A 22,485-nucleotide genomic window follows, 5' to 3' on the forward strand; every position below is an offset into this window, starting at 1 on the left:
CATTAGGAATTCCCGATGATCCTGAAATCCCCCCGCCTGTGGGTCGCGGCGGCTGCTTTTGCAGCGGCACCGGCATTTGCCCAGAACATCGCCGTCGTCAACGGCACGCCGATTCCGAAGTCGCGCGCCGATGCGATGGTCGCGCAACTCGTCCAGCAAGGCCAGACCGACGGCCCGCAACTGCAGCAGGCCGTGCGCCAGGAACTCGTGAACCGCGAAATCCTGATGCAGGAAGCGATCCGTGAAGGCATCCCGAATCGTCCGGACGTGAAGGCGCAAGTCGCCGTCGCGCAGCAGACCGTCGTGCTGCGCTCGATGATCGAGAGCTTCCTGAAGAAGAACCAGCCGACCGACGCCGAAGTGAAGGCGCGCTACGACGATCTCGTCAAGGGCGCTGGCGGCAACCGCGAATACCACCTGCACCACATCCTCGTCGACAACGAGCAGCAGGCGAAGGACCTGATCGCGAAGATCAAGGCCGGCGCGAAGTTCGAGGATCTCGCGAAGCAGTTCTCGAAGGATCCGGGTTCGGGCAAGAACGGCGGCGATCTCGACTGGTCCGATCCGAAGGCGTACGTGCCGGAATTCGCGGCAGCGGCGCAGAAGCTGCAGAAAGGCCAGATGACCGACACGCCGGTGAAGACGCAGTTCGGCTGGCACATCATCCGCGTCGACGATATTCGCGACATCGCCCCGCCGCCGCTCGAGCAGGTGAAGGCGCAGATCGCGCAACAGCTCGTGCAGCAGAAGCTGCAGGCGTTCGAGGAAGGTCTGCGTCAGCAGGCGAAGATTCAGTAACGTCGGCGATACTCGCCCGCACATCGAAAAGCCGCTCTTCGGAGCGGCTTTTTTATTGCCCGCAGGCTGACTGCCGGCGCATCACGATACGCTGCGGCGCACCCAAAGAAAAAGCCGCTCCGAAGAGCGGCCTTTCCCGTGTGCCGGATCGACTCGCGCCGCACCCTTGCGTTACGCGGGGTAGAACACGTCGTGATAGCGAACGTCGCCTGACGGCCGCGGCGCTGAGTCGTCGAGCGACAGCGCAAGGAAATACTCGGGCGGCACGCCAGGGAACACGATGTCGCCGGATGGCGCGAAGCCGAAGCGCGTGTAGTACGCGGGCTCCCCGAGCAGCACGCAGCCGCGCGCGCCAAGCCGGCGCAACGCGTCGAGCCCCGTGCGCACCAACCCGGCGCCGATGCTCTGCCTCTGGCAGCCGGGCAGCACCGCGAGCGGCGCCAGTCCGTACCAGCCCTGGCTGCTGGACGGCTCGCCGCCGATCGACACCGGCGAGAACGCAACGTGCCCGATCACGCGGCCGTCACGTTCCGCGACGAGCGATACGCTCAACGCACCATCCGCACGCAGCGCGTCGACGATCCGCCGTTCGAACTGCCCGCCTTCCGGTTCATCCGCGAACGCGGCGACGATCACGCGGCCGATCGCGTCGACATCGCTCGCGCGCTCGTCGCGCAGCGTGACGACCTCGACCGGCGCATTCGGGTCGAACATCATCCCGCTCAACCGATCCAGCGGCGCGCGTTACGGAACACGCGCATCCACGGGCTCGCTTCACCCCAGCTTTCCGGGTGCCAGCTCATTGCGACCGTACGATGCACACGCTCCATGTGCGGCATCAGCACCGAGAAGCGGCCGTCGGCCGTCGTGACCGACGTAATGCCGGCCGGCGAGCCGTTCGGGTTGAACGGATAACGCTCGGTCGCTTCGCCGCGGTGGTCGACGAAACGCATCGCGATCGCGACGCGATCGATGTCGCCCTGCTGCGAGAAGTCCGCATAACCTTCACCGTGCGCGACCGCGACCGGAATCCGCGAGCCTTCCATCCCCGCGAAGAAGATCGACGGCGATTTCTCGACTTCGACGAACGAGAAGCGCGCCTCGAACTGCTCGGACTTGTTGCGCGTGAACTTCGGCCACGCTTCCGCGCCCGGGATCATCGACGCGATGCTCGACAGCATCTGGCAGCCGTTGCAGATGCCGAGGGCGAACGTGTCCGGACGCGCAAAGAACGCCGAGAACATGTCGGCGAGGTTCGCGTTGAAGCGGATCGTCTTCGCCCAGCCTTCGCCCGCGCCGAGCACGTCGCCGTACGAGAAGCCGCCGCATGCAACCGCACCCGCGAAATCGGCAAGATTCGCGCGGCCGGCGAGCAGGTCGCTCATGTGCACGTCGTGCGCGTCGAAGCCTGCACGGTCGAACGCGTAGGCCGTTTCCAGGTGCGAGTTCACGCCCTGCTCGCGCAGGATCGCGACGCGCGGGCGTGCACCCGTCGCGATGAACGGCGCGGCGATGTCGTCGGCCGGATCGAAGCTCAGCACCGGCGAGATGCCCGGATCGGCTGCGTCGAGCAACGCGTCGTATTCGGCATCCGCGCATGCGGGGTTGTCGCGCAGGCGCGCGATGCGCCAGCTCACTTCGCCCCATGCGCGATGGAGTTCGGTACGCGGTGCGTCGAAGATCTTCTTCGCGTCGCGGTACACCTCGATCACGTCGCGGTCGTTGACCGAGCCGATCACGTGCGAGCATGCCGACAGGCCAAACTCGCGCAGCGCGCCGAGCACCGTGTCACGGTCGGACGCGCGCACCTGCACGACAGCACCGAGTTCTTCCGAGAACAGCGCGCGCAGCGTGCGGTCGTCACGACGGCCGCTCGTCTGCTTCGCCCAGTCCTTCGCGTCGCCGTAGTCGGATTCGTGGTTCGGATCGAGCGTCAGCATGTCGACGTTCAGCGACACGCCCGCGTGGCCCGCGAACGCCATTTCGCACACCGTCGCCCACAGGCCGCCGTCCGAGCGGTCGTGGTAGGCGAGCAGCTTGTTCTGCGCATTGAGCGACTGGATCGCGTTGAAGAAGCGCTTCAGGTCTTCCGCGTCGTCGACGTCCGGCGTCGTGTCGCCGACCTGCTGCGTCACTTGCGCGAAGATGCTGCCGCCCATCCGGTTCTTGCCGCGGCCGAGATCGATCGCGATCAGCACGCTGTCGCCCGCATCGGCGACGCGGCGCAGTTGCGGCGTCAGGTGACGGCGCACGTCCTCGACCGGTGCGAACGCGGAGATGATCAGCGACACCGGCGACACCACTTCCTTCGCGACGCCTTGTTCGTCCCACTTCGTCTTCATCGACAGCGAGTCCTTGCCGACCGGGATGCCGATCCCGAGTGCCGGGCACAGCTCCATGCCGATCGCCTTGACCGTGTCGAACAGCGCGGCGTCCTCGCCGGCCGTGCCGCACGCGGCCATCCAGTTCGCCGACAGCTTCAGCTTGTCGAGCGATGCGATCGGCGCGCTCGCGATGTTCGTGATCGCCTCGCCAACAGCCATGCGGCCCGATGCGGGCGCGTCGATCACCGCGAGCGGCGTGCGCTCGGCCATCGTCATCGCCTCGCCCTTGAAGCCCGCGTAATCGAGCGCGGTGACCGCGCAGTCGGCCACCGGCACCTGCCACGGGCCGACCATCTGGTCGCGCACCGACGTGCCGCCGACCGAACGGTCGCCGATCGTGATCAGGAACGACTTGCTGCCGACCGTCGGGTGCTTCAGCACGTCGACCGCGACTTCCGACAGCGCGATGCCCGTCACGTCGACCGGCGTGCGCTCGGTCGCCACGCGCGCGACGTCGCGATGCATGCGCGGCGGCTTGCCGAGCAGCACTTCCATCGGCATGTCGACCGGGTATTCGTCGGCGCCCGTCGCTTCGTCGTCGACGAGCTTCAACTGGCGTTCGTCGGTCGCGACACCGACCACCGCGAACGGGCAGCGCTCACGCGCGCAGATCGCCTCGAAGCGCGGCAGGTCGGCCGGCGCGATCGCCAGCACGTAGCGCTCCTGCGCTTCGTTCGACCAGATTTCGCGCGGCGACAGGCCCGATTCCTCGAGCGCGACCTTGCGCAGCTCGAAGCGCGCGCCCTTGCCCGCGCCGTCGACGATCTCGGGGAACGCGTTCGACAGGCCGCCCGCGCCGACGTCGTGGATGCTCAGGATCGGGTTTTCCGCGCCGAGCTGCCAGCAGCCGTTGATCACTTCCTGCGCGCGACGCTCGATTTCGGGGTTGCCGCGCTGCACCGAGTCGAAGTCGAGCTCGGCCGTGTTCGCGCCGGTCGCCATCGAGCTCGCGGCGCCGCCGCCCATCCCGATCCGCATGCCGGGGCCGCCGATCTGGATCAGCAGCGAGCCTGCCGGCACGTCGTGCTTGTGCGTATGTTGATCGGCGATGTTGCCGAGGCCACCCGCGATCATGATCGGCTTGTGATAGCCATGCACCTTCCCGCCGACGTTCTGCTCGTACACGCGGAAATAGCCGCCGAGGTTCGGGCGGCCGAATTCGTTGTTGAACGCGGCGCCGCCGAGCGGGCCGTCGATCATGATCTGCAGCGGCGATGCGATGCGGTCCGGACGACCGTACGGGCCGTGCGCGTCGTTCGGGTTGCGCTCGCCGACCGGCTGCGCTGCGTCACGTGCGTTTTCCCACGACTGGCGGGCGTCCGGCAGGTCGAGGTTCGACACGGTGAAGCCCGTCAGGCCGGCCTTCGGACGCGCGCCGCGGCCCGTCGCGCCTTCGTCGCGAATCTCGCCGCCCGCGCCGGTCGCCGCACCCGGGAACGGCGAGATCGCCGTCGGGTGGTTGTGCGTCTCGACCTTCATCAGCGTGTGCGTGAGCTCGGTGTGGCGACCGTAGCGCTCGCCCGGCTCGCCGGCCGCGCCCGCGTTGCGCGGGAACCAGCGCTCGGCTTCCGCGCCGACCATGATCGACGAGTTGTCCGAATACGCGACGATCGTGCCCTGCGGGTTCAGCTTTTCGGTGTTGCGGATCATCGCGAACAGCGACATGTCCTGCGCTTCACCGTCGATCGTCCACTGAGCGTTGAAGATCTTGTGGCGGCAGTGCTCGCTGTTCGCCTGCGCGAACATCATCAGTTCGACGTCGGTCGGATTGCGTTCGAGCTTGCGGAACGCGTCGACCAGGTAGTCGATCTCGTCGTCGGCGAGCGCGAGGCCCAGCTCGACGTTCGCGCGCTCGAGCGCGCCGCGGCCGACGCCCAGCACGTCGACGCTCGCCAGCGGCTTGGCCGGCAACTCGTCGAACAGGTGCTTCGCGTCGTCGCGCGCCGCGACCACGCTTTCGGTCATCCGGTCATGCAGCGCATCCACGACGGCTGCGCGCGCGTCGTCGGACAGCGCCTTCTTGCCGCCGAGCAGGCCCGACTTCAGCGTGACCGTGAATTCGACGCCGCGCTCGATGCGGCGCACCTGCGTGAGGCCGCAGTGCTGCGCGATGTCGGTCGCCTTGCTCGCCCACGGCGAAACCGTACCGAAGCGCGGCAGCACGACGAAGGTCTCGACCGTGCCCTTCTCGGCTGCCGGCTGGAACGGCTCGCCATAGTGCATCAGCGCGTCGATGCGCGTGCTGTCGTCGGCCGACAGCGGTTCGGCCGCATTGACGAAGTGCAGGAACTGCCCGCGCACCGCGACGATGTTGGCGTCGATTTGCCTGAGCGTGTCGAGCAGACGGGTTTGACGGAAATCGGAGAGGGCCGAAGCGCCGGGAAAACACGAGAAGTGAGCCATGGGCTGGACTGACGTCGATGAGTCGCGCGAGGTGGCGACGTGGGGCGAAAGGAAGGCCGTAATTATACCCGGAAGTCGGGCGCCCAAGACCGGCCGATCGGTAGTCCGCGTGCACCGCAACGGTGCCCGGGTGCGCACCGCGCACGGCCGCCCGCCGGGCCGGGCCGCGCGGGTGCGGGCGCCGGCCGCCATGGTGCGACTGCACGGCGCATGCTCGCCCGACGCCGGTTTCCGCGATTTTGGCGCTATCATTCCGGGTTCACCGGGCCCGGGCCCTCAGCGAATTCTCACCGGGCGGCGTGCGCGCCGCCCGTCATCGAAGCAATCCATGGATGTCATCGTCATCGGCGGCGGAATCAGCGGCGTCGCCACCGCCTACCAGCTGCGTGCGGCCGGCCATCGCGTGTGCGTGGTCGAACGCCACGCGACCGTCGCGCAGGGTGCGACCTACGGCGACGGCGGCGCACTGCTGCCGAGCCCGCTCGACGTCTGGTTCGGCCCGACCTTCATGCGCCAGCGCCAGCCGCGCGACAGCGGCATCGTCTACAAGCCGGGCTTCAACGGCGGCGTGCGCCGCTTCGTCAAGCAGCTCGGCACGCTGCGCGAGCCCGACGCGTTCGCCGCGCAGTACGCGCGGCTGCGCCCGCTGATCGACGCGTCGCGCGACACGCTCGCCGACATCGAGGCGCGCCTTGAACTCGAATTCGAGCAGAAGCCCGGCATCCTGCACGTCGTGCGCGACCCGCGCGACTGGGAAGCGCTGCAGCCCGCGCTCGACCTGCTGCGCACGCTCGACCAGCCGTACCGCACGCTCACCGCCGACGAATGCGCGGCGCTCGAACCGTCGGTGCCGGCCGAACCCGGCTTCGCCGGCGGCGTGCTGCTCGAAACCGAGCGCACCGGCAACTGCCCGCTGTTCGCGAAACTGGTCAAGCAGACGCTCGACGAGCATGGTGTGCAGTTCCGCTTCGGCGCTGACGTCGCCGCGATCCGCGTCGACAACGGCCGCGCCGCGGTCGAGCTCGTGCCGTCCGGCCAGCGGACCGCGGCCAAGGCACGCGAAGTCGACGTGATTTCCGCCGACGCGATCGTGGTCGCCGCCGGCGCCGGCAGCGTGCCGCTGCTCGAACGGCTCGGCTGGCGCCTGCCGCTGCACCCGGTGCGCGTCCACACGCTCACCGCGCCGGTCGCGTACGAAGAACATGCGCCGCACCTGAGCGTCGTCGATTCGATCAAGCGGATCTCGATCACGCGCACCGATCAGCGGCTGCGCATCGGCGGCGGCGCCGTGCTGCAGAGCCTCGCCGACACCGCGAAACCGCTCGCCGAGCCGCTGTCCGAGGCCGCGCTCGCCCTGCTCGGCCAGGCCGTCCACGACTGGGTGCCGGGCGCCGCCAAAATCTCGGCCGCGCTGTCGTGGCAAGGCATGCAGCTGCTGTCGCCGGACGGCCTGCCCGTCGTGGGTCCGACCCCGCATCCGCGCGTGTTCGTCAATTTCGGGCATGGCCCGACCGGCTGGGGGCTCGCGTGCGGGTCTGCTAAAGTGGTGACCGACTACCTGGGCGGCGACGCCCAGCAGTGGCCCGCCGACACGCTCGCCGCGCTCAGCGCCGGCCGCTTCACGACCTGACCGCCGCGGGCCCGTCTCGTGGCGGCATCCTTGCCAGCCGCCACGATCCCGATGACCGTTACCCGCCCGCTTCCCGATTCCGATCCGATCGCACTGCTGCGCGTCACCGACCTGCGCGCAGCCGAAGCCGACGCCACCGCCGCACTGCCGCCGCACACGCTGATGGGCCGCGCGGGCGCCGCCGCCGCGCACTGGCTGTCCGAGCGCGTCGCCGGCGATGACCGCCCCGTCTGGTTCGCGGTCGGCCCCGGCAACAACGGCGGCGACGCACTGGTGGCCGCCGCGCATCTCCAGCAGCTCGGTGTCGCGACGCAGGCGTGGATGCCGGTACCGGTCAAACCGGACGACGCGCAATGGGCGCTCGGCCTCGCACGCGCGGCCGGCGTCCCGCTGTCGGCCACGCCGCCCGCCTCGCTGGACGAATACGCGTGGGTCGTCGACGGGTTGTTCGGCATCGGTCTCGGCCGCGCGCTCGACGGCGCATTCGCCGAGCAGGCCACGCGCATCGCCGCGCATGCGCGCAACGGCGGTCGTGTGCTCGCACTCGACGTGCCGAGCGGGCTCGACAGCGATACCGGCCGGATCGTCGGCGCGGGCGTCGCCATCGCGGCCACCCATACGCTCACCTTCATCGGCGCGAAGCCGGGCCTCTACACGGGTGACGGCCGCGACCTCGCCGGCGAGGTCGACATCGCGTCGCTCGACGTCGCGCCGCCCGCCGCACCGGCCATCGTGCTGAATGCGCCCGCGCGGTTCGCCGCGGCGCTCCCCGCGCGTGCATTCTCGTCGCACAAGGGCACGTACGGCAGCCTTGCCGTACTCGGCGGCGACACCGGCATGTGCGGCGCACCGATCCTGGCCGCGCGCGCCGCGCTGTTCGCGGGCGCCGGCAAGGTACATGTCGGCTTCCTCGGCGCCGGTGCGCCGCCGTACGATCCGCCCTTCCCCGAACTGATGCTGCACCCGGCCGATACCCTCGACCTCGGTGCGATGAGCGCGATCGCCGCCGGTTGCGGGCTCGGCACGCGCGAGGCCGCGGCGACGCTTGTGCGCGACGTGCTCGCACACGCCGCCGCGACGCTGCTCGATGCCGACGCGCTGAACCTCGTCGCGACGCACGCGGATCTCGCGGCCGCCGTCGCCGCACGCGGCGCGCGCGACAATCCGTGCGTGCTGACGCCGCATCCGCTCGAAGCCGCACGGTTGCTCGGCAGCGACACGGCCGCCGTGCAGCACGACCGCATCGCGGCCGCGCAAGCGCTTGCGGCACGTTATATGGCGATCGTCGTGCTGAAAGGCTCGGGCACGGTGATTGCGGCACCCGACGGCCGCGTGACGATCAACCCGACCGGCAACGCGGCGCTTGCTACCGGCGGCACCGGCGATGTACTCGGCGGCCTGATCGGCGCGCTGCTCGCGCAGCGTGTCGCGCCGTACGAAGCGGCGCTCGCGGGCGTCTACCTGCACGGGCTCGCGGCCGACACGCTGACCGCGAACGGCATCGGCCCTTCCGGGCTCACCGCAGGCGAACTCGCACCGATGGTGCGCTCGCTGATCAATCGCCTTTTTTATCCGTCGCCGCGCGCCGACACGTAACGCCGCTATACTGACTGCCCCGTCGCACGGCGGGCCCTCTCGTCCGCCGGCCTTCCGATCCCGATGAGCCGGCGCGGCATTCCTCCCGATTCACGCTTCACTCGAACCGCCATGACGCTGAATTCGCTCCCCGCCTGGACTGCCCTTCAATCCCACTTCGAACAGATTCGTCACGCCCGGCTGCGCGACTGGTTCGCGCCGGAAAACGATCGCGCGCCGACGCGCGCCGAACGCTTCACGATTCCGGGCGGCGGTCTCGCCGCCGATTTCTCGAAGAACCGCATCAACGACGAAACGCTGCACCTGCTCGCGCAACTCGCGCGCGACGCAGGTGTCGAAGCGCGCCGCGACGCGATGTTCGCGGGCGAGATCGTCAACCCGACCGAAGGCCGCGCCGCGCTGCACACCGCACTGCGCGCGACCGATCCGCAAGCGCCGTTCCACGCACAGGTGAGCGCCGAGCGCGCGAAGATGGCGACGTTCGCGCGCGCCGTGCGCAGCGGCACGTGGACCGGCTACACGGGCAAGCGCATCCGTCACGTGATCAACATCGGTATCGGCGGCTCCGATCTCGGGCCGAAGATGGTCGTGCATGCGCTGCATCACGTCGCGACGCCGGAAATCTCGACCCACTTCGTATCGAACGTCGACGGCGCCGATCTCGCGCGTGTGCTCGAACAAGTCGATCCCGAGGAAACGCTCGCGATCATCGTGTCGAAGACTTTCACGACGCTCGAGACGATGACCAACGCACGCTCGCTGCGCGACTGGTTCGTCGCGCGCGGCTGCCCCGAGGACGCGCTGTCGAAGCACTTCGTCGGTGTGTCGGCGAACCCGGCCGAAGTCGTGAAGTTCGGCATCGCCGCGGAGAACGTGTTCGAAATGTGGGATTGGGTCGGCGGCCGCTATTCGCTGTGGTCGGCGGTCGGCCTGTCGATCATGATCGCCATCGGCCCCGAGCAATTCGACGAACTGCTCGCCGGCGCGAACGACATGGACCGCCATTTCCGCGAAGCGCCGCTGGAACGCAACCTGCCGGTGTTGCTCGGCATGATCGGCATCTGGTACCGGAATTTCTTCGGCTCGCAGAGCTATCTCGTCGCACCGTACTCGGAAGCGCTGCACTACCTGCCGTCGTACCTGCAGCAGCTCGAAATGGAGAGCAACGGCAAATCCGCGCGCCTGGACGGCACCCTCGTCGATTACCCGACGTCGGCCGTTACGTGGGGTGAGCCGGGCACCAACGGCCAGCACGCGTTCTTCCAGATGCTGCACCAGGGGCCGACGATCGTCCCGATCGACTTCATCGCGGTGCTGACGCCCGAGCACCTGCTCGCGAGCCATCATCCCAAGCTGCTCGCGAACTGCTTCGCGCAGAGCGAGGCACTGATGCTCGGCCGTACGCTCGAAGAGGCCCGCAAGGTCGCCGGGCCCGGCAAGGAGGCGCTCGCGCCGCACCTGACGTTCCCCGGCAATCGCCCGACCACGACGCTGCTCGTCGATGCACTGACGCCGCGCACGCTCGGCGCGCTGATCGCGCTTTACGAACACAAGGTGCTCGTGCAGGCAACGGTGTGGGACATCAATCCGTTCGACCAGTGGGGCGTCGAGCTCGGCAAGATTCTCGGCAAGGTCGTGGAAGCCGACCTGTCGGCCGAATCGATCGATCCGGCGAAGCACGACTCGTCGACCACGGCGTTGATCGAGCGCGCCCGCGCGGCGCTCAAGCGCTGACGCACCAGGCGCATGGCCATGCCGGCCGCGCAGTACACCCTGCGCGGCCGGCAGAACAATTCATGCGTGGCGCTATGCCGTATGCGGCGCGACGATGCGACCGGTGTCGAGCGTCACGGTCGTCGCACAGCGACGCGCGAGTTCGGCATCGTGCGTGACGAGCACGAGCGTTGCGCCGTGCGTGCGGTTCAGCTCGAACATCAGGTCGATGACGGCATGGCCTGTCGCCGCGTCGAGACTGCCGGTCGGCTCGTCGGCAAACAGGATCGCCGGGCGCGTGACGAAGGCGCGTGCCAAAGCGACGCGCTGCTGCTCGCCGCCCGACAACAGCTTCGGATAATGCGCGGTGCGCTCGCCGAGCCCGACCTGCACGAGCAGCGCGCGAGCGCGATCCGCCGCATCGCGTGCGCTGATGCCGCCCTGCAGCTCAAGCGGCAGCATCACGTTCTCGAGTGCCGTCAGGTGCGGCATCAGCTGGAACGACTGGAACACGAACCCGACCGCGCCGTTGCGCAGCGCGGCACGTTCGTCTTCGTCGAGCTGGTCGAGCGCGCGGCCGAGCAGGCGAACCGTGCCGCTCGTCGCGCTGTCCAACCCTGCGAGCAGGCCAAGCAGCGTCGATTTACCCGACCCCGACGCGCCGACGATCGCAAGGCTGCTGCCCGGCCGCACGGCAAGCGTGATGCCGTCGAGGATCGTCAGCTCGCCCGTCGCATCGGCGACCCGCTTGCACACGTCATGGACTTCGATGATCGGATCGGTAATCTTGAACATGGACACGACATTTCGCTGGAAAAGACGCACGGCGGTCGCCGCGCTGCTGGGCACCCTGCTGGCCATCGCCGTACCGGCACACGCCGCGACGGCGCCAGCATCGGGCCAGCCCGTGATCGTCGTACTCGGCGACAGCCTGTCGGCCGAATACGGGCTGCCGCGCGATACCGGCTGGGTAGCGTTGCTGCGGCAACGGCTTACAACGGAGCGAGTTGATTATAGCGTCGCGAACGCCAGCGTCAGCGGCGACACCACGAGCGGCGGCCGCGCGCGGCTGCCCGCGGTGCTGCAGCGGCTCAAGCCGTCGATCGTGGTCGTCGAACTCGGCTCGAACGATGCACTGCGCGGCGTGCCGCTCGCGACGACCGAGCAGAACCTGCGCGACATCATCGCCGGCGCGCGGCGCGTACAGGCCAAGGTCGTGCTGGTCGGCATGTACGTGCCACCCAATTACGGCCCCGACTACACGCAGAAGTTCCACGCCGTCTACACGCGACTGTCGAAGGATCTCGGCGTGCCGCTCGTGCCGTTCCTGCTGGCCGGCATCGAGAACAAGCCCGAGATGTTCCAGGCTGACCAGATGCATCCCACTCAGCAGGCGCAGGGCATTCTGCTCGACAACGTGTGGCCGGCGCTGAAACCGTTGCTCGGCAAGCCGCGCGGCTGACGCCGCCTCCCCGCCGGAAAACAAAAAGCCCCGCTCGAAGCGGGGCTTTTTTGGTTGCGTGCGAAACGATGCTCAGTTGTCGCCGTCTTGCTTCTGGCTGGCCGTCGAACCGTACAGCTTCACCTTCGAGCGATCGCGCAGCGCGGTGAGATAGGCCTCGCCTTCGCTTTGTGCGTCGACTTGCGCCATCTGCTGCTGCGCGGCCGCCAGTTGCTGCGGATCGACCGCCGAACCGGGGATCACGGCGTTCACGCGGTAGATCGCGTAGCCGTCCGCGCCGAGATCGACACCGACGTAGGCCGGCAGCGTCTTCGCATCGACCTTGTAGACGGCGCTCAGTGCAGCCGGCGTCAAGCCTTGCGACTGCGTGCGCGACACCTTCTGCGCAGCGGTGAACCCGTCAGCCGACTTCGACTTCTGCAACTCGGCGAGCTTCGCCGCGCCGTCCTTCTTCGCGAGTTCCGCAGCCTGCTCGGCAACGACCTTCTGGCGCACGACGTCCTTGATCGCATCGAGCGCGGGCACGGCAGCCGGCTTGTAGTCGGTCACGCGCGCCGAGATCAGCGTGTTGTTGCCGACGTCGATCGCTTGCGTGTTGTTCTGGCTCTTCACCGAATCGTTCGCGAACACGGCGGCCAGGAACTTCGGATTGTTCAGCGGGCTGGTCGGCGGCAGTTGCGGGTTCGGCGTCGGCGTGACGGTGGCCGTCTGGATCGTCAGCTTGTACTTGTCCGCGGCCGGCTGCAGCGTCTTCGCCTTTTCGTACACGGTCGACGTGAAGCCTTCCGCGTTGTCCGTAAACGCCTTCGATGCGTACTGCTGCTTCAGGTCAACCGCGATCTGGTCCTTCACTTCCGCGAACGGCTTCACGGCCGCCGGCTTCACTTCGGTCGCCTTCAGGATGTGGAAGCCGAGATCCGACTGCACGACACCGCTCACGTCGCCCTGCTTGAGCGCGAACGCGGCGTCGTCGAACGCCTTGCCGCCTGCCGTCGAGCCACGCGTGATGAAGCCGAGGTCGCCGCCCTTCGCTGCCGACGGCGCGTCCTGCGAGTTCTTCTGCGCGATCTGTGCGAACTGGTCCGGATGCGCCTTCACGTCGGCGAGCAGTTGCTCGGCCTTCGTCTTCGCTGCCGCCTTGTCGGCCGCGCTGGCGCTGCCCGGTGCCGCGATGAAGATATGGCTCACGCGCACCTGCGCTTCGGTGCGGAAGTGCGTCGGGTTGTCGTCGTAGAACTTCTTGATGTCCGCGTCGGTCGGCTGCGCGCTCGCGGCCGCTGCGGCCGGCGAATACACGAGGTACTGGATCGTCGCAGTCTCCGGCGTCGCGAAGCTCTGCTTGTGCGCGTCATAGTACGCGGTGAGCTGTGCATCGGTCGGCTGGACCTTCGCTGCGAAGTCGCTCGTCTTCAGCACGAGCGCCTGCACTTCGCGCTGCTGCGCGGCCAGTTCGGACAGACGTTGCGCGAGACTCTTCGGCGTAAATGCACTCGACACGATGCTGGCCGGAATCTGCTGCAGCGACAGGCTGTAGCGCACGCGCTCCTGGTACTGCTCGGGCGTCATCCCCTGGAACGACAGCAGCTGCGCATAGCGCTCGACGTCGATCGTACCGTCGGGCTTCTTCAGCGACGCGATCATCGGGTCGCTCATCAGCGCATCGCGCACGGCGTTGTCGGAGGCGGTGAGGTGGAGGCGTTGCGTCTCGTCGGCCAGCACACGTTGCTGGATCAGGCCGTCGAGCACTTGCTTGCGATGCTCGGGCGTATCGAACATCTTGATGTCGAACTGCCCGCCGAGCGCCTGGCGCGCCTGGTCGATCTGCTGGCGGAACGCGCCGTCGAATTCGACCCGCGTGATCTTGTGCCCGTTGACTGCCGCGACGTTCGCACTGTCGTCGAAGAAGCCGCGGAAGCCTTGGATCCCGACGAAACCCAGCCCCGGCAACACGATCAGGAGCAGGAGCGCCATCATCAGGCGCTGGTGATTACGGAAGAAATCGAGCATGCGTGACGGGAAAATTGGACAAAACGTCCGATATTACAACATACGGGGTGGGACGGGAGAAAAGCAGGTGTGCTGCGTGCGGGCGCGGCCGGCAACGCAAATGAAAAAGCCCGCACAACGCGGGCCTTTTCATTTTTTGGCGGAGCGGACGGGACTCGCCTACATCCTGCAGGCCGCGGATGCGCGTGCACGCGCATCCCTTCGAGTCCCGCCGGAAGCCGCGCAGGCGGCTTCCTCCGCTCCGCAGTCACGCGCCCGCCAGCGGGCGCGATCGACGACACAAATGAAAAAGCCCGCACAAGGCGGGCTTTCTCATTTTTTGGCGGAGCGGACGGGACTCGAACCCGCGACCCCCGGCGTGACAGGCCGGTATTCTAACCGACTGAACTACCGCTCCTTGGTCTGGCTGAATCAGGAAACTGGTGGGTGCTGAGGGGTTCGAACCCCCGACCTACGCCTTGTAAGGGCGCCGCTCTACCAGCTGAGCTAAGCACCCGTTTCCGATTCGTTCTGACTGCGATCTGCGTTTCCGCATCAACAACCAGCGAGCCCGCAAGTTTAATTCATCCCCGATCATTTTGCCAAGCCCCCACGCGATTTTTTTCAACGCTCGTGCACGCGTTTTCAATGCGCATAAAAAAACCCGCGGACACGCCGCGGGTTTCGTGAACAACCGTCAACAACGACGGCGTTCAGGGTCTCAGTGCTTGACGACTTCCGTCGAGCCGGCATCCTTCGCCGCCTCGCCGACCGGCGCTGCTGCCTTCGCCTCTTCTTCCGGCGGCAGCGGCGTCGGCGAACGCTCGAGCGCGAGCTCCAGCACCTTGTCGATCCAGCGGACCGGCACGATCTCGATCGCGTTCTTCACGTTGTCCGGAATGTCCGCGAGATCCTTCACGTTCTCTTCCGGAATCAGCACGAGCTTGATGCCGCCGCGATGCGCAGCCAGCAGCTTTTCCTTCAGCCCACCGATCGGCAGCACTTCGCCACGCAACGTGATTTCGCCCGTCATCGCGACATCGGCACGCACGGGGATACCCGTCAGCACCGACACCAGCGCGGTCGTCATCGCACCGCCAGCGGACGGACCGTCCTTCGGCGTCGCGCCTTCCGGCACGTGGATGTGGATGTCCTGCTTCTCGAACGCTTCGTCCTTGATGCCCAGACGGCGCGAACGCGAGCGCACGACCGAACGCGCAGCCTCGACCGACTCCTTCATCACGTCGCCGAGCGAACCCGTACGGATCACGTTGCCCTTGCCCGGCATCACCGCGGCTTCGATCGTCAGCAGATCGCCGCCGACTTCCGTCCACGCGAGACCCGTAACCTGACCGACCTGGTTTTCCTTCGCCGCGAGGCCGAAGTCGTACTTGCGCACGCCGAGGAACGTGTCGAGGTTTTCACCGTCGACCTTGATCGCACCCGATGCCTTCTTCAGCAGCAGCATCTTCACGACCTTGCGGCAGATCTTTGACACTTCCCGCTCGAGCGAACGCACACCGGCTTCACGCGTGTAGTAGCGGATGATGTCGCGGATCGCCTGTTCGGTGACATCGATCTCGCCGTCCTTCAGCCCGTTGTTCTTCTTCTGCTTCGGCAACAGGTAACGCTGGGCGATGCTGACCTTCTCGTCTTCCGTGTAACCCGACAGACGGATCACTTCCATCCGGTCGAGCAGCGGCGGCGGGATGTTCAGCGAGTTCGACGTCGCGACGAACATCACGTCCGACAGATCGAAGTCGACTTCGATGTAGTGGTCGGCGAACGTGTGGTTCTGTTCCGGATCGAGCACTTCGAGCAGCGCCGACGACGGATCGCCGCGGAAATCCATGCCCATCTTGTCGACTTCGTCGAGCAGGAAGAGCGGATTGCGCACGCCGACCTTCGTCAGGCTCTGCAGGATCTTGCCCGGCATCGAACCGATGTACGTACGGCGGTGGCCACGGATCTCGGCTTCGTCACGCACGCCGCCCAGCGCCATCCGGACGAACTTGCGGTTCGTCGCCCGTGCGATCGACTGGCCGAGCGAGGTCTTGCCGACGCCCGGGGGCCCGACGAGGCACAGGATCGGCGCCTTGACCTTGTCCACGCGCTGTTGCACCGCGAGATACTCGAGGATCCGTTCCTTGACCTTCTCGAGGCCGAAGTGATCTTCGTCGAGTACCTGCTCGGCGTTCGACAGGTCGTTGTTGACCTTGCTCTTCTTGCGCCACGGCAGGCCGATCAGCGTGTCGATGTAGTTGCGCACGACGGTCGCTTCCGCCGACATCGGCGACATCAGCTTCAGCTTCTTCAGCTCGGCGTCGGCCTTCTTCTTCGCTTCCTTCGGCATGCGCGCGGCGTTGATGCGCTTCTCGAGCTCCTCGAGATCCGCACCTTCCTCGCCTTCGCCCAGTTCCTTCTGGATCGCCTTGACCTGTTCGTTCAGGTAGTACTCGCGCTGGCTCTTTTCCATCTGGCGCTTCACGCGCCCGCGGATGCGCTTTTCGACCTGCAGGATGTCGATCTCGGCTTCGAGTTGCGCGAGCAGGTGCTCGAGGCGCTCGATGACCGGGAACATCTCGAGGATGTGCTGCTTCTGGTCGAGCTTCAGCGGCAGGCGCTCGGCGATCATGTCCGCGAGGCGGCCTGCTTCGTCGATACCCGACAGCGACGTGAGGATCTCCGGCGGGATCTTCTTGTTCAGCTTCACGTACTGGTCGAACTGCGACACGATCGCCCGGCGCAGCGCTTCCGTTTCAGCGCTGTCGGCGTGATCGGGCTCGAGCGGCATCACTTCGCAGGAGAACTGCGTCTCCTGTTCTTCGATCGACAACGCCTTTGCGCGCTGCAAGCCTTCGACGAGCACCTTCACGGTGCCGTCCGGCAGCTTCAGCATCTGCAGGATGTTCGCGATACAACCGACCTCGTACATGTCCTTTTCGGTCGGTTCGTCCTTGGCCGCGGTTTTCTGGGCGACGAGCATGATGTGCTTGCCGCCTTCCATCGCTGCTTCGAGGGCCTTGATCGATTTCGGCCGGCCCACGAAGAGCGGAATTACCATGTGCGGGAAAACGACGACATCCCGCAGCGGCAGCAGCGGGAGCGTGATGCGTTCCGGCGGGAGAAGTTGGGTGCCTGACATTTCATTTCCCCATGAGTGGAATCAATTGTTCGGTAATTGAGGCCGCCACAACGAATTGCAAGCCTTCAAGTGCGGGAAATATTCGGTAAGAAAGTAACCACCGCGTTTCGAGTCAGAGTTACCCACAAGATAAACGAAAAAAAGCCGCCCACGGTCTCATGAACGGCCTTTTTCGCAGAACATCGTCGGCAAGCCGGTCAGTTCGAACCCGCCACCTTCGGCGTGTCCTCGTAGATCAGCAAAGGCTTGCCGTCGCCATCGATGACGTTCTCGTCGATGATGACTTTGCTGACCCCTTTCATCGTCGGCAGCTCGTACATCACGTCGAGCAATGCCTGTTCAATGATCGAACGCAAACCGCGCGCGCCGGTCTTGCGGCGGATCGCCTTGCGGGCGACTGCCTGCAACGCGCCCGGCCGGATCTCGAGCTCGACGCGCTCCATTGCGAACAGCTTGTGATATTGCTTGACGAGCGCATTCTTCGGCTCGACCAGGATCTTCATCAGCGCCGCTTCATCGAGCTTGCCGAGCGTCGCGACCACCGGCAAGCGGCCGATCAATTCGGGGATCAGACCGAATTTGATCAGGTCTTCCGGTTCCGTCTCGCGCAGCACTTCGCCCGCGTCGCGTTCCTGCTTGCTCTTGACCGTCGCGCCGAAGCCGATGCCGGTTTTCTCGGTGCGATCGGTGATCACCTTTTCGAGACCGTCGAACGCGCCGCCGCAGATGAACAGGATGTTGGTCGTGTCGACCTGGATGAAATCCTGGTTCGGGTGCTTGCGGCCACCTTGCGGCGGCACCGACGCCATCGTGCCCTCGACGAGCTTCAGCAGTGCCTGCTGGACGCCCTCGCCCGACACGTCGCGCGTGATCGACGGGTTGTCCGACTTGCGGCTGATCTTGTCGATTTCGTCGATGTAGACGATCCCGCGCTGGGCCTTGTCGACCTCGTAGTTGCAGTTCTGCAACAGCTTCTGGATGATGTTCTCGACGTCCTCGCCGACGTAGCCGGCTTCGGTCAGCGTCGTCGCATCGGCGATCACGAACGGCACGTTCAGCAACCGCGCGAGCGTCTGCGCGAGCAGCGTCTTGCCGGAGCCCGTCGGGCCGATCAGCAGGATGTTGCTCTTCGACAGCTCGACGTCGTCCTTCTTGTCGAGATGCTTCAGGCGCTTGTAGTGGTTGTACACGGCCACCGCGAGGATCTTCTTCGCACGTTCCTGACCGATCACGTACTGATCGAGGATGTCGCGAATTTCCTGCGGGCTCGGCAAATCCGACCGGGACAGGCTGGCCTCGACGCCGGCGGCAGCCGCCTCGTCGCGAATGATCTCGTTGCAGAGGTCGATACATTCATCGCAGATGAACACCGACGGGCCCGCGATGAGTTTTTTCACCTCATGCTGGCTCTTCCCGCAAAACGAGCAATACAACAGCTTCTCGCTGTTCGAACCTTTTTTGTCCGCCATGAATGTAGAGCCTCCGGACAGGTAAATGACATGATACGCCGAATGCTCCGGACGCCGCGCCTAGGGCGCGACCGGAGCCGGCTGGATGTGCTTGCCGCAGATGCTCAGGGCGTTCGGGGCAGCAGGGGCCGCCGCACGAATCGGGGCGGCACCCTACTTACGCTCACGGGCGCTTCAGCAACACCTGATCGATCAGCCCGTACGCCTTCGCATCCTCGCTCGACATGAAGTTATCACGGTCGGTGTCGCGCGCGATGCGCTCGACGTCCTGGCCCGTGTGCTGCGCGAGCAACTGGTTCAGCCGCTCCTTCAGGTAGAGGATTTCGCGTGCCTGGATCTCGATGTCGGACGCCTGGCCGCGCGCGCCGCCGAGCGGCTGGTGAATCATCACGCGCGAGTTCGGCAGCGCGAAGCGCTTGCCCTTCGCACCCGACGCGAGCAGGAACGCGCCCATGCTGGCCGCGAGCCCCATGCACAGCGTCGACACGTCCGGCTTGATGAACTGCATCGTGTCGTAGATCGCCATGCCGGCCGACACCGACCCGCCCGGGCTGTTGATGTACAGGCTGATGTCCTTGTCGGGATTCTCGCTCTCGAGGAACAGCAATTGCGCGACCACGAGATTGGCGGTCTGGTCGTTCACTTCGCCGACCATGAACACCAGGCGCTCCTTCAGGAGACGCGAGTAGATATCGTACGAACGCTCGCCGCGGCCGCTCGTTTCGACGACGATCGGCACCAGCCCCAGCGCTTGCGCCTCGAAACCCTGCGGCGCGTTCGAAGCAAGCATGTCCAGCAATTCAGCGCGAGTGATCATTCAATGAACCTTGTTCGAATGGAAAATTGAACGGAAGGAAGCCGCCCGCTCAATCGCCATATTAATGGCAACCGTGCGCTTGACGTAAAAACGGCGTGCGGGCCGTCGCTCCGACAGCCGGCACGCCGCTAGAGCAACACTTACGCTTGCGCCGATGCGCTCGCGAGTGCCTCGAAGCTCACTTCCTTGTCCGTCACCTTCGCCTTGCCCAGCACGAAATCGACGACGTTGCTTTCAACGACGAACGCTTCCATCTCGGCGAGGCGCTGCTGGTTGGAATAATACCAGCGGACCACTTCCTTCGGGTCTTCGTAGCTCTTCGCGAACTCGTCGACTTCCGCGCGGATCTGTTCCGGCTTCGCTTCCAGGTTGTTCGACTTCACGAGTTCGGCCAGCACGAGGCCCAGCTTCACGCGGCGCTCGGCCTGCTCGGCGAACATTTCCGCCGGGATCGGTGCGTCCTTCGCGTTCGGCACGCCGCGCTGCGCCAGATCCTGGCGAGCCATTTCGACGAGGCGTTGCTGGTCTTGCTCGATCAGCGCCTTCGGCACGTCGAGTTCGGAGATCTTCAGCAGCGCGTCCATCACCTGGTTCTTGACGATCGACTGCGTGCGACGCTTCGCTTCGCGCTCGAGGTTTTCCTTGATCTCGCCGCGCATCTTCGTGAGGTCGCCGTCTTCGATGCCGAGCGACTTCGCGAATTCGCCGTCGATTTCCGGCAGGTGCGGCCACTCGATCTTCTTCATCGTGACCGTGAATTGCGCGGTCTTGCCGGCAACGTCGGCACCGTGGTAGTCGTCCGGGAACTTCAGGTCGAACGTACGCGCTTCACCGACCTTCAGGCCCAGCGCGGCGGTTTCGAATTCCGGCAGCATGCGGCCTTCGCCGAGCACGAACGGGAAATCTTCAGCCGTGCCGCCCTGGAACGCGACGTCGTCGATCTTGCCGACGAAGTCGACCGTCACGCGGTCGCCGTTCTTCGCTGCGGTGTCCGCGCCGCCGTCGCCGTGCTCGCCGGCTTCGCCGCGTGCGTGGAAGTGCACGCGCTGCTTGCGCAGGATGTCCAGCGTGCGGTCGATTTCGGCGTCGCTGATCGACGTCGTCGAGCGCTCGACTTCAGCCGTCGCCAGATCACCGATCTTCACTTCCGGGTAGACCTCGAACGTCGCGTCGAACGCGTATGCATCCTCAGCCTGTTCCTGCTTCGGCTCGAAGCTCGGCTGGCCGGCGACGCGCAGGTTTTCCGCGCGGCTGATCGTGAAGAATTCCTGGCCGATCTTGTCGCTCAGCACTTCGGCTTCGACCTGACCCGCGTACTGTTGCGCGACCATCTTCAGCGGCACCTTGCCCGGGCGGAAACCCGGCATGCGCACGTTCTTCGCGAGTTTCTGGATACGGGCGTCGATTTCCTTCTGCACGGTGTCTTTCGGCAGGGAAATCGTCACGCGGCGTTCAAGCTTGCCGAGGTTCTCAACAACGTTAGCCATGGCTTCAATCGTCCTAAAATTATTCGAGCGAATCGGGTTTTCCTTGCCGTGCCTGCCTGCAGCATGCGGTGCGTCGCACTCACACGCCGCGCCGGAGCGCCACGCCATCCCTGCACGCGCCGAATGGCTAGCGCAAGCGGCTCGGAGCACGGCTTTGGCCGGAAGAATCGACTATTCTAGCAAACAATTTTCCTCGTACTGCCAGATCAGCGCGTCGCGCGTGCATCCTCACCATGCCGACAGCCCCGCGCACGGCAACGCGCGCGGATCGCCGCTATGCCGAACGCCGTATCCTCCACGGCCCCACCATCCTGTAAGCTCCAATGGAAAGTGAGCCGTCATTGCGGCCGCGTCATTCTTCACACCAATTACGCCTTCCGGAGACACCATGCCGCAACACCCGTCCGCGCCTGTCGTCGTCATCGCGCCCGATTCGTTCAAAGGCTCGCTTTCCGCCGAGCAGGTCGCGGACGCGATCGCCACCGGCATCCGCCGCGCCCGGCCCGACGCGGTCGTGCGCTGCTGCCCGATGGCCGACGGCGGCGAAGGCACGCTCGACGCGATGCTGGCGGGCGGCGGCACGCGGCGCACGCTGCAGGTGGCCGGCGCGTCGCTCGCGGCACGCGACGCGGCGGTCGGCGTGATCGACGCGCGCACCGCGATCGTCGAGACGGCCGAGATCGTCGGCATTACCGACGCGGTCGGCATGAGCGTACCGGTCGACGCGCGCAGCACGCGCGGGATGGGCGAGGCGATCCGCACGCTGCTCGACGACGGCGTGCGCCGCTTCTTCGTCGCGCTCGGCGGCAGCAGCACCAACGACGCGGGCGCCGGGCTGCTCGCAGGCCTCGGCCTGCAGTGCTTCGACGCCGGCGGCCAGCCGGTCGAGCCCGTGCCGTCGCGGCTCGCCGACATCGCGCGCGTCGACGCGTCGGCGCTCGACCCGCGCCTGAAGGAAACGGAATTCGTCGGCATGTCCGATGTCGACAACCCGCTGACGGGCGCGCACGGCGCGACCGCGGTGTTCGGCCCGCAAAAGGGTGTGGCGCCCGATCAGGTTGCGACCCTCGACGCCGCCCTCGCCCGCTTCGCCGACCTGCTCGAAGCCGAGCTCGACCGCCGCGGCCGTGACCTGCCGGGCGCGGGCGCCGCGGGCGGCCTCGGGTTCGCGCTGCACATGCTCGGCGCGCAGTTCGAAGCCGGCGCCGAAGTGGTCGCGCGCCAGGTCGGGCTCGACGCCGCGCTCGCCGGCGCCGACTGGCTGATCACCGGCGAAGGCCGCTCCGACGTGCAGACGCTGCACGGCAAGGCGCCGTTCATCGCATGCCGTCACGCGCAGGCCGCCGGCGTACCCGCGTCGCTGCTGTCGGGGGCGGTCGACCCGGCCGCGCTGCCGCGCCTGTCCGAGCATTTTTCCGGCTGCTTTTCGCCGGCTCCCGGGCCGATCACGCTCGACGTCGCGATCCGCGACGCGGCCAATCTGCTCGCCAACGAAGCGGAACAATTGACGCGCCTGAAATACGGTGCAAACTGACCGTTGACCCGAGCGCGCGATACAGGAACAATCGGGCCCGCCCTTTTTCTTCAGGATTCGA

Annotated in this window: 14 protein-coding genes and 2 tRNA genes; 6 read left to right on the forward strand and 10 right to left on the reverse strand. The window is 66.4% G+C overall.

Translation table 11 applies throughout. The annotated features are described in order from the left end of the window. The first annotated feature begins 15 nt into the window (after positions 1 to 15). On the forward strand, positions 16 to 798 hold the full coding sequence (locus KEC55_RS09945; RefSeq protein ID WP_176047258.1) for a peptidylprolyl isomerase: 783 nt from the start codon (positions 16 to 18) through the stop codon (positions 796 to 798). 171 nt (positions 799 to 969) lie between these two features. Here the strand turns inward: KEC55_RS09945 and KEC55_RS09950 are convergent, their stop codons facing one another. Together KEC55_RS09950 and purL are read right to left on the reverse strand one after the other, a co-directional pair. Then, positions 970 to 1,515, reverse strand: a complete 546-nt coding sequence (locus KEC55_RS09950) for a GNAT family N-acetyltransferase (protein ID WP_282505299.1) — start codon at positions 1,513 to 1,515, stop codon at positions 970 to 972. A gap of 5 nt (positions 1,516 to 1,520) precedes the next feature. Continuing rightward, complete coding sequence (gene purL, locus KEC55_RS09955) at positions 1,521 to 5,585, reverse strand: phosphoribosylformylglycinamidine synthase (RefSeq protein WP_282505300.1); 4,065 nt, start codon at positions 5,583 to 5,585, stop codon at positions 1,521 to 1,523. A gap of 328 nt (positions 5,586 to 5,913) precedes the next feature. Here purL and KEC55_RS09960 point away from each other — a divergent pair, with 328 nt between their 5' ends. From KEC55_RS09960 to pgi, 3 genes are all read left to right on the forward strand, one after another. Then, the gene (locus tag KEC55_RS09960; protein WP_282505301.1) at positions 5,914 to 7,215 is read left to right on the forward strand and encodes an FAD-dependent oxidoreductase; all 1,302 of its coding nucleotides are present in this window, start codon (positions 5,914 to 5,916) and stop codon (positions 7,213 to 7,215) included. Between the two features lie 51 nt (positions 7,216 to 7,266). Next, positions 7,267 to 8,811 carry an NAD(P)H-hydrate dehydratase gene (locus KEC55_RS09965; RefSeq protein ID WP_282505302.1) on the forward strand — a complete coding sequence of 515 codons (1,545 nt, stop codon included), beginning with the start codon at positions 7,267 to 7,269 and terminating at the stop codon, positions 8,809 to 8,811. Between the two features lie 111 nt (positions 8,812 to 8,922). Next, on the forward strand, positions 8,923 to 10,545 hold the full coding sequence (gene pgi, locus KEC55_RS09970; RefSeq protein WP_282505304.1) for a glucose-6-phosphate isomerase: 1,623 nt from the start codon (positions 8,923 to 8,925) through the stop codon (positions 10,543 to 10,545). A gap of 72 nt (positions 10,546 to 10,617) precedes the next feature. On the opposite strand, the gene KEC55_RS09975 is transcribed toward pgi, so the two are convergent. Beyond that, entirely contained in the window at positions 10,618 to 11,319 is a 702-nt protein-coding gene (locus KEC55_RS09975; protein ID WP_124450440.1) for an ABC transporter ATP-binding protein, read from the reverse strand. Between KEC55_RS09975 and KEC55_RS09980 the strand changes: the two genes are divergently transcribed. Continuing rightward, positions 11,318 to 11,986, forward strand: coding sequence for an arylesterase (locus KEC55_RS09980; RefSeq protein WP_282505307.1), 669 nt, complete (start codon positions 11,318 to 11,320; stop codon positions 11,984 to 11,986). The genes KEC55_RS09975 and KEC55_RS09980 overlap by 2 nt on opposite strands. Positions 11,987 to 12,058: 72 nt before the next feature. On the opposite strand, the gene KEC55_RS09985 is transcribed toward KEC55_RS09980, so the two are convergent. The 7 genes from KEC55_RS09985 to tig all read right to left on the reverse strand — a co-directional run bounded on the left by KEC55_RS09985 (position 12,059) and on the right by tig (position 20,890). Next, positions 12,059 to 13,993 (reverse strand): SurA N-terminal domain-containing protein, encoded by a 1,935-nt coding sequence (locus tag KEC55_RS09985; RefSeq protein WP_282505309.1) that lies wholly within the window; start codon positions 13,991 to 13,993, stop codon positions 12,059 to 12,061. A gap of 320 nt (positions 13,994 to 14,313) precedes the next feature. Then, positions 14,314 to 14,390 (reverse strand) — tRNA-Asp (locus KEC55_RS09990). Positions 14,391 to 14,413: 23 nt separating this feature from the next. After that, positions 14,414 to 14,489 (reverse strand) — tRNA-Val (locus KEC55_RS09995). 204 nt (positions 14,490 to 14,693) lie between these two features. Continuing rightward, positions 14,694 to 17,117, reverse strand: a complete 2,424-nt coding sequence (gene lon / locus KEC55_RS10000; RefSeq protein WP_176047266.1) for an endopeptidase La — start codon at positions 17,115 to 17,117, stop codon at positions 14,694 to 14,696. 197 nt (positions 17,118 to 17,314) lie between these two features. Further along, positions 17,315 to 18,586: an ATP-dependent Clp protease ATP-binding subunit ClpX gene (gene clpX / locus KEC55_RS10005; RefSeq protein ID WP_006489345.1), complete on the reverse strand. Its 1,272-nt coding sequence runs from the start codon at positions 18,584 to 18,586 to the stop codon at positions 17,315 to 17,317. Between the two features lie 163 nt (positions 18,587 to 18,749). Then, complete coding sequence (gene clpP, locus KEC55_RS10010) at positions 18,750 to 19,403, reverse strand: ATP-dependent Clp endopeptidase proteolytic subunit ClpP (RefSeq protein ID WP_010092137.1); 654 nt, start codon at positions 19,401 to 19,403, stop codon at positions 18,750 to 18,752. A 140-nt stretch (positions 19,404 to 19,543) separates the two neighbouring features. Beyond that, positions 19,544 to 20,890 carry a trigger factor gene (gene tig / locus KEC55_RS10015; RefSeq protein ID WP_176047267.1) on the reverse strand — a complete coding sequence of 449 codons (1,347 nt, stop codon included), beginning with the start codon at positions 20,888 to 20,890 and terminating at the stop codon, positions 19,544 to 19,546. Positions 20,891 to 21,278: 388 nt separating this feature from the next. On the opposite strand from tig, the gene KEC55_RS10020 reads away from it, so the two are divergent. Next, a complete protein-coding gene (locus KEC55_RS10020) occupies positions 21,279 to 22,424 on the forward strand; it encodes a glycerate kinase (RefSeq protein ID WP_282505313.1) in 1,146 nt (381 codons plus the stop codon). Positions 22,425 to 22,485 lie beyond the last annotated feature (61 nt).

The sequence above is a fragment of the Burkholderia cepacia genome (assembly GCF_029962485.1).
Classification (GTDB): Bacteria; Pseudomonadota; Gammaproteobacteria; order Burkholderiales; family Burkholderiaceae; genus Burkholderia.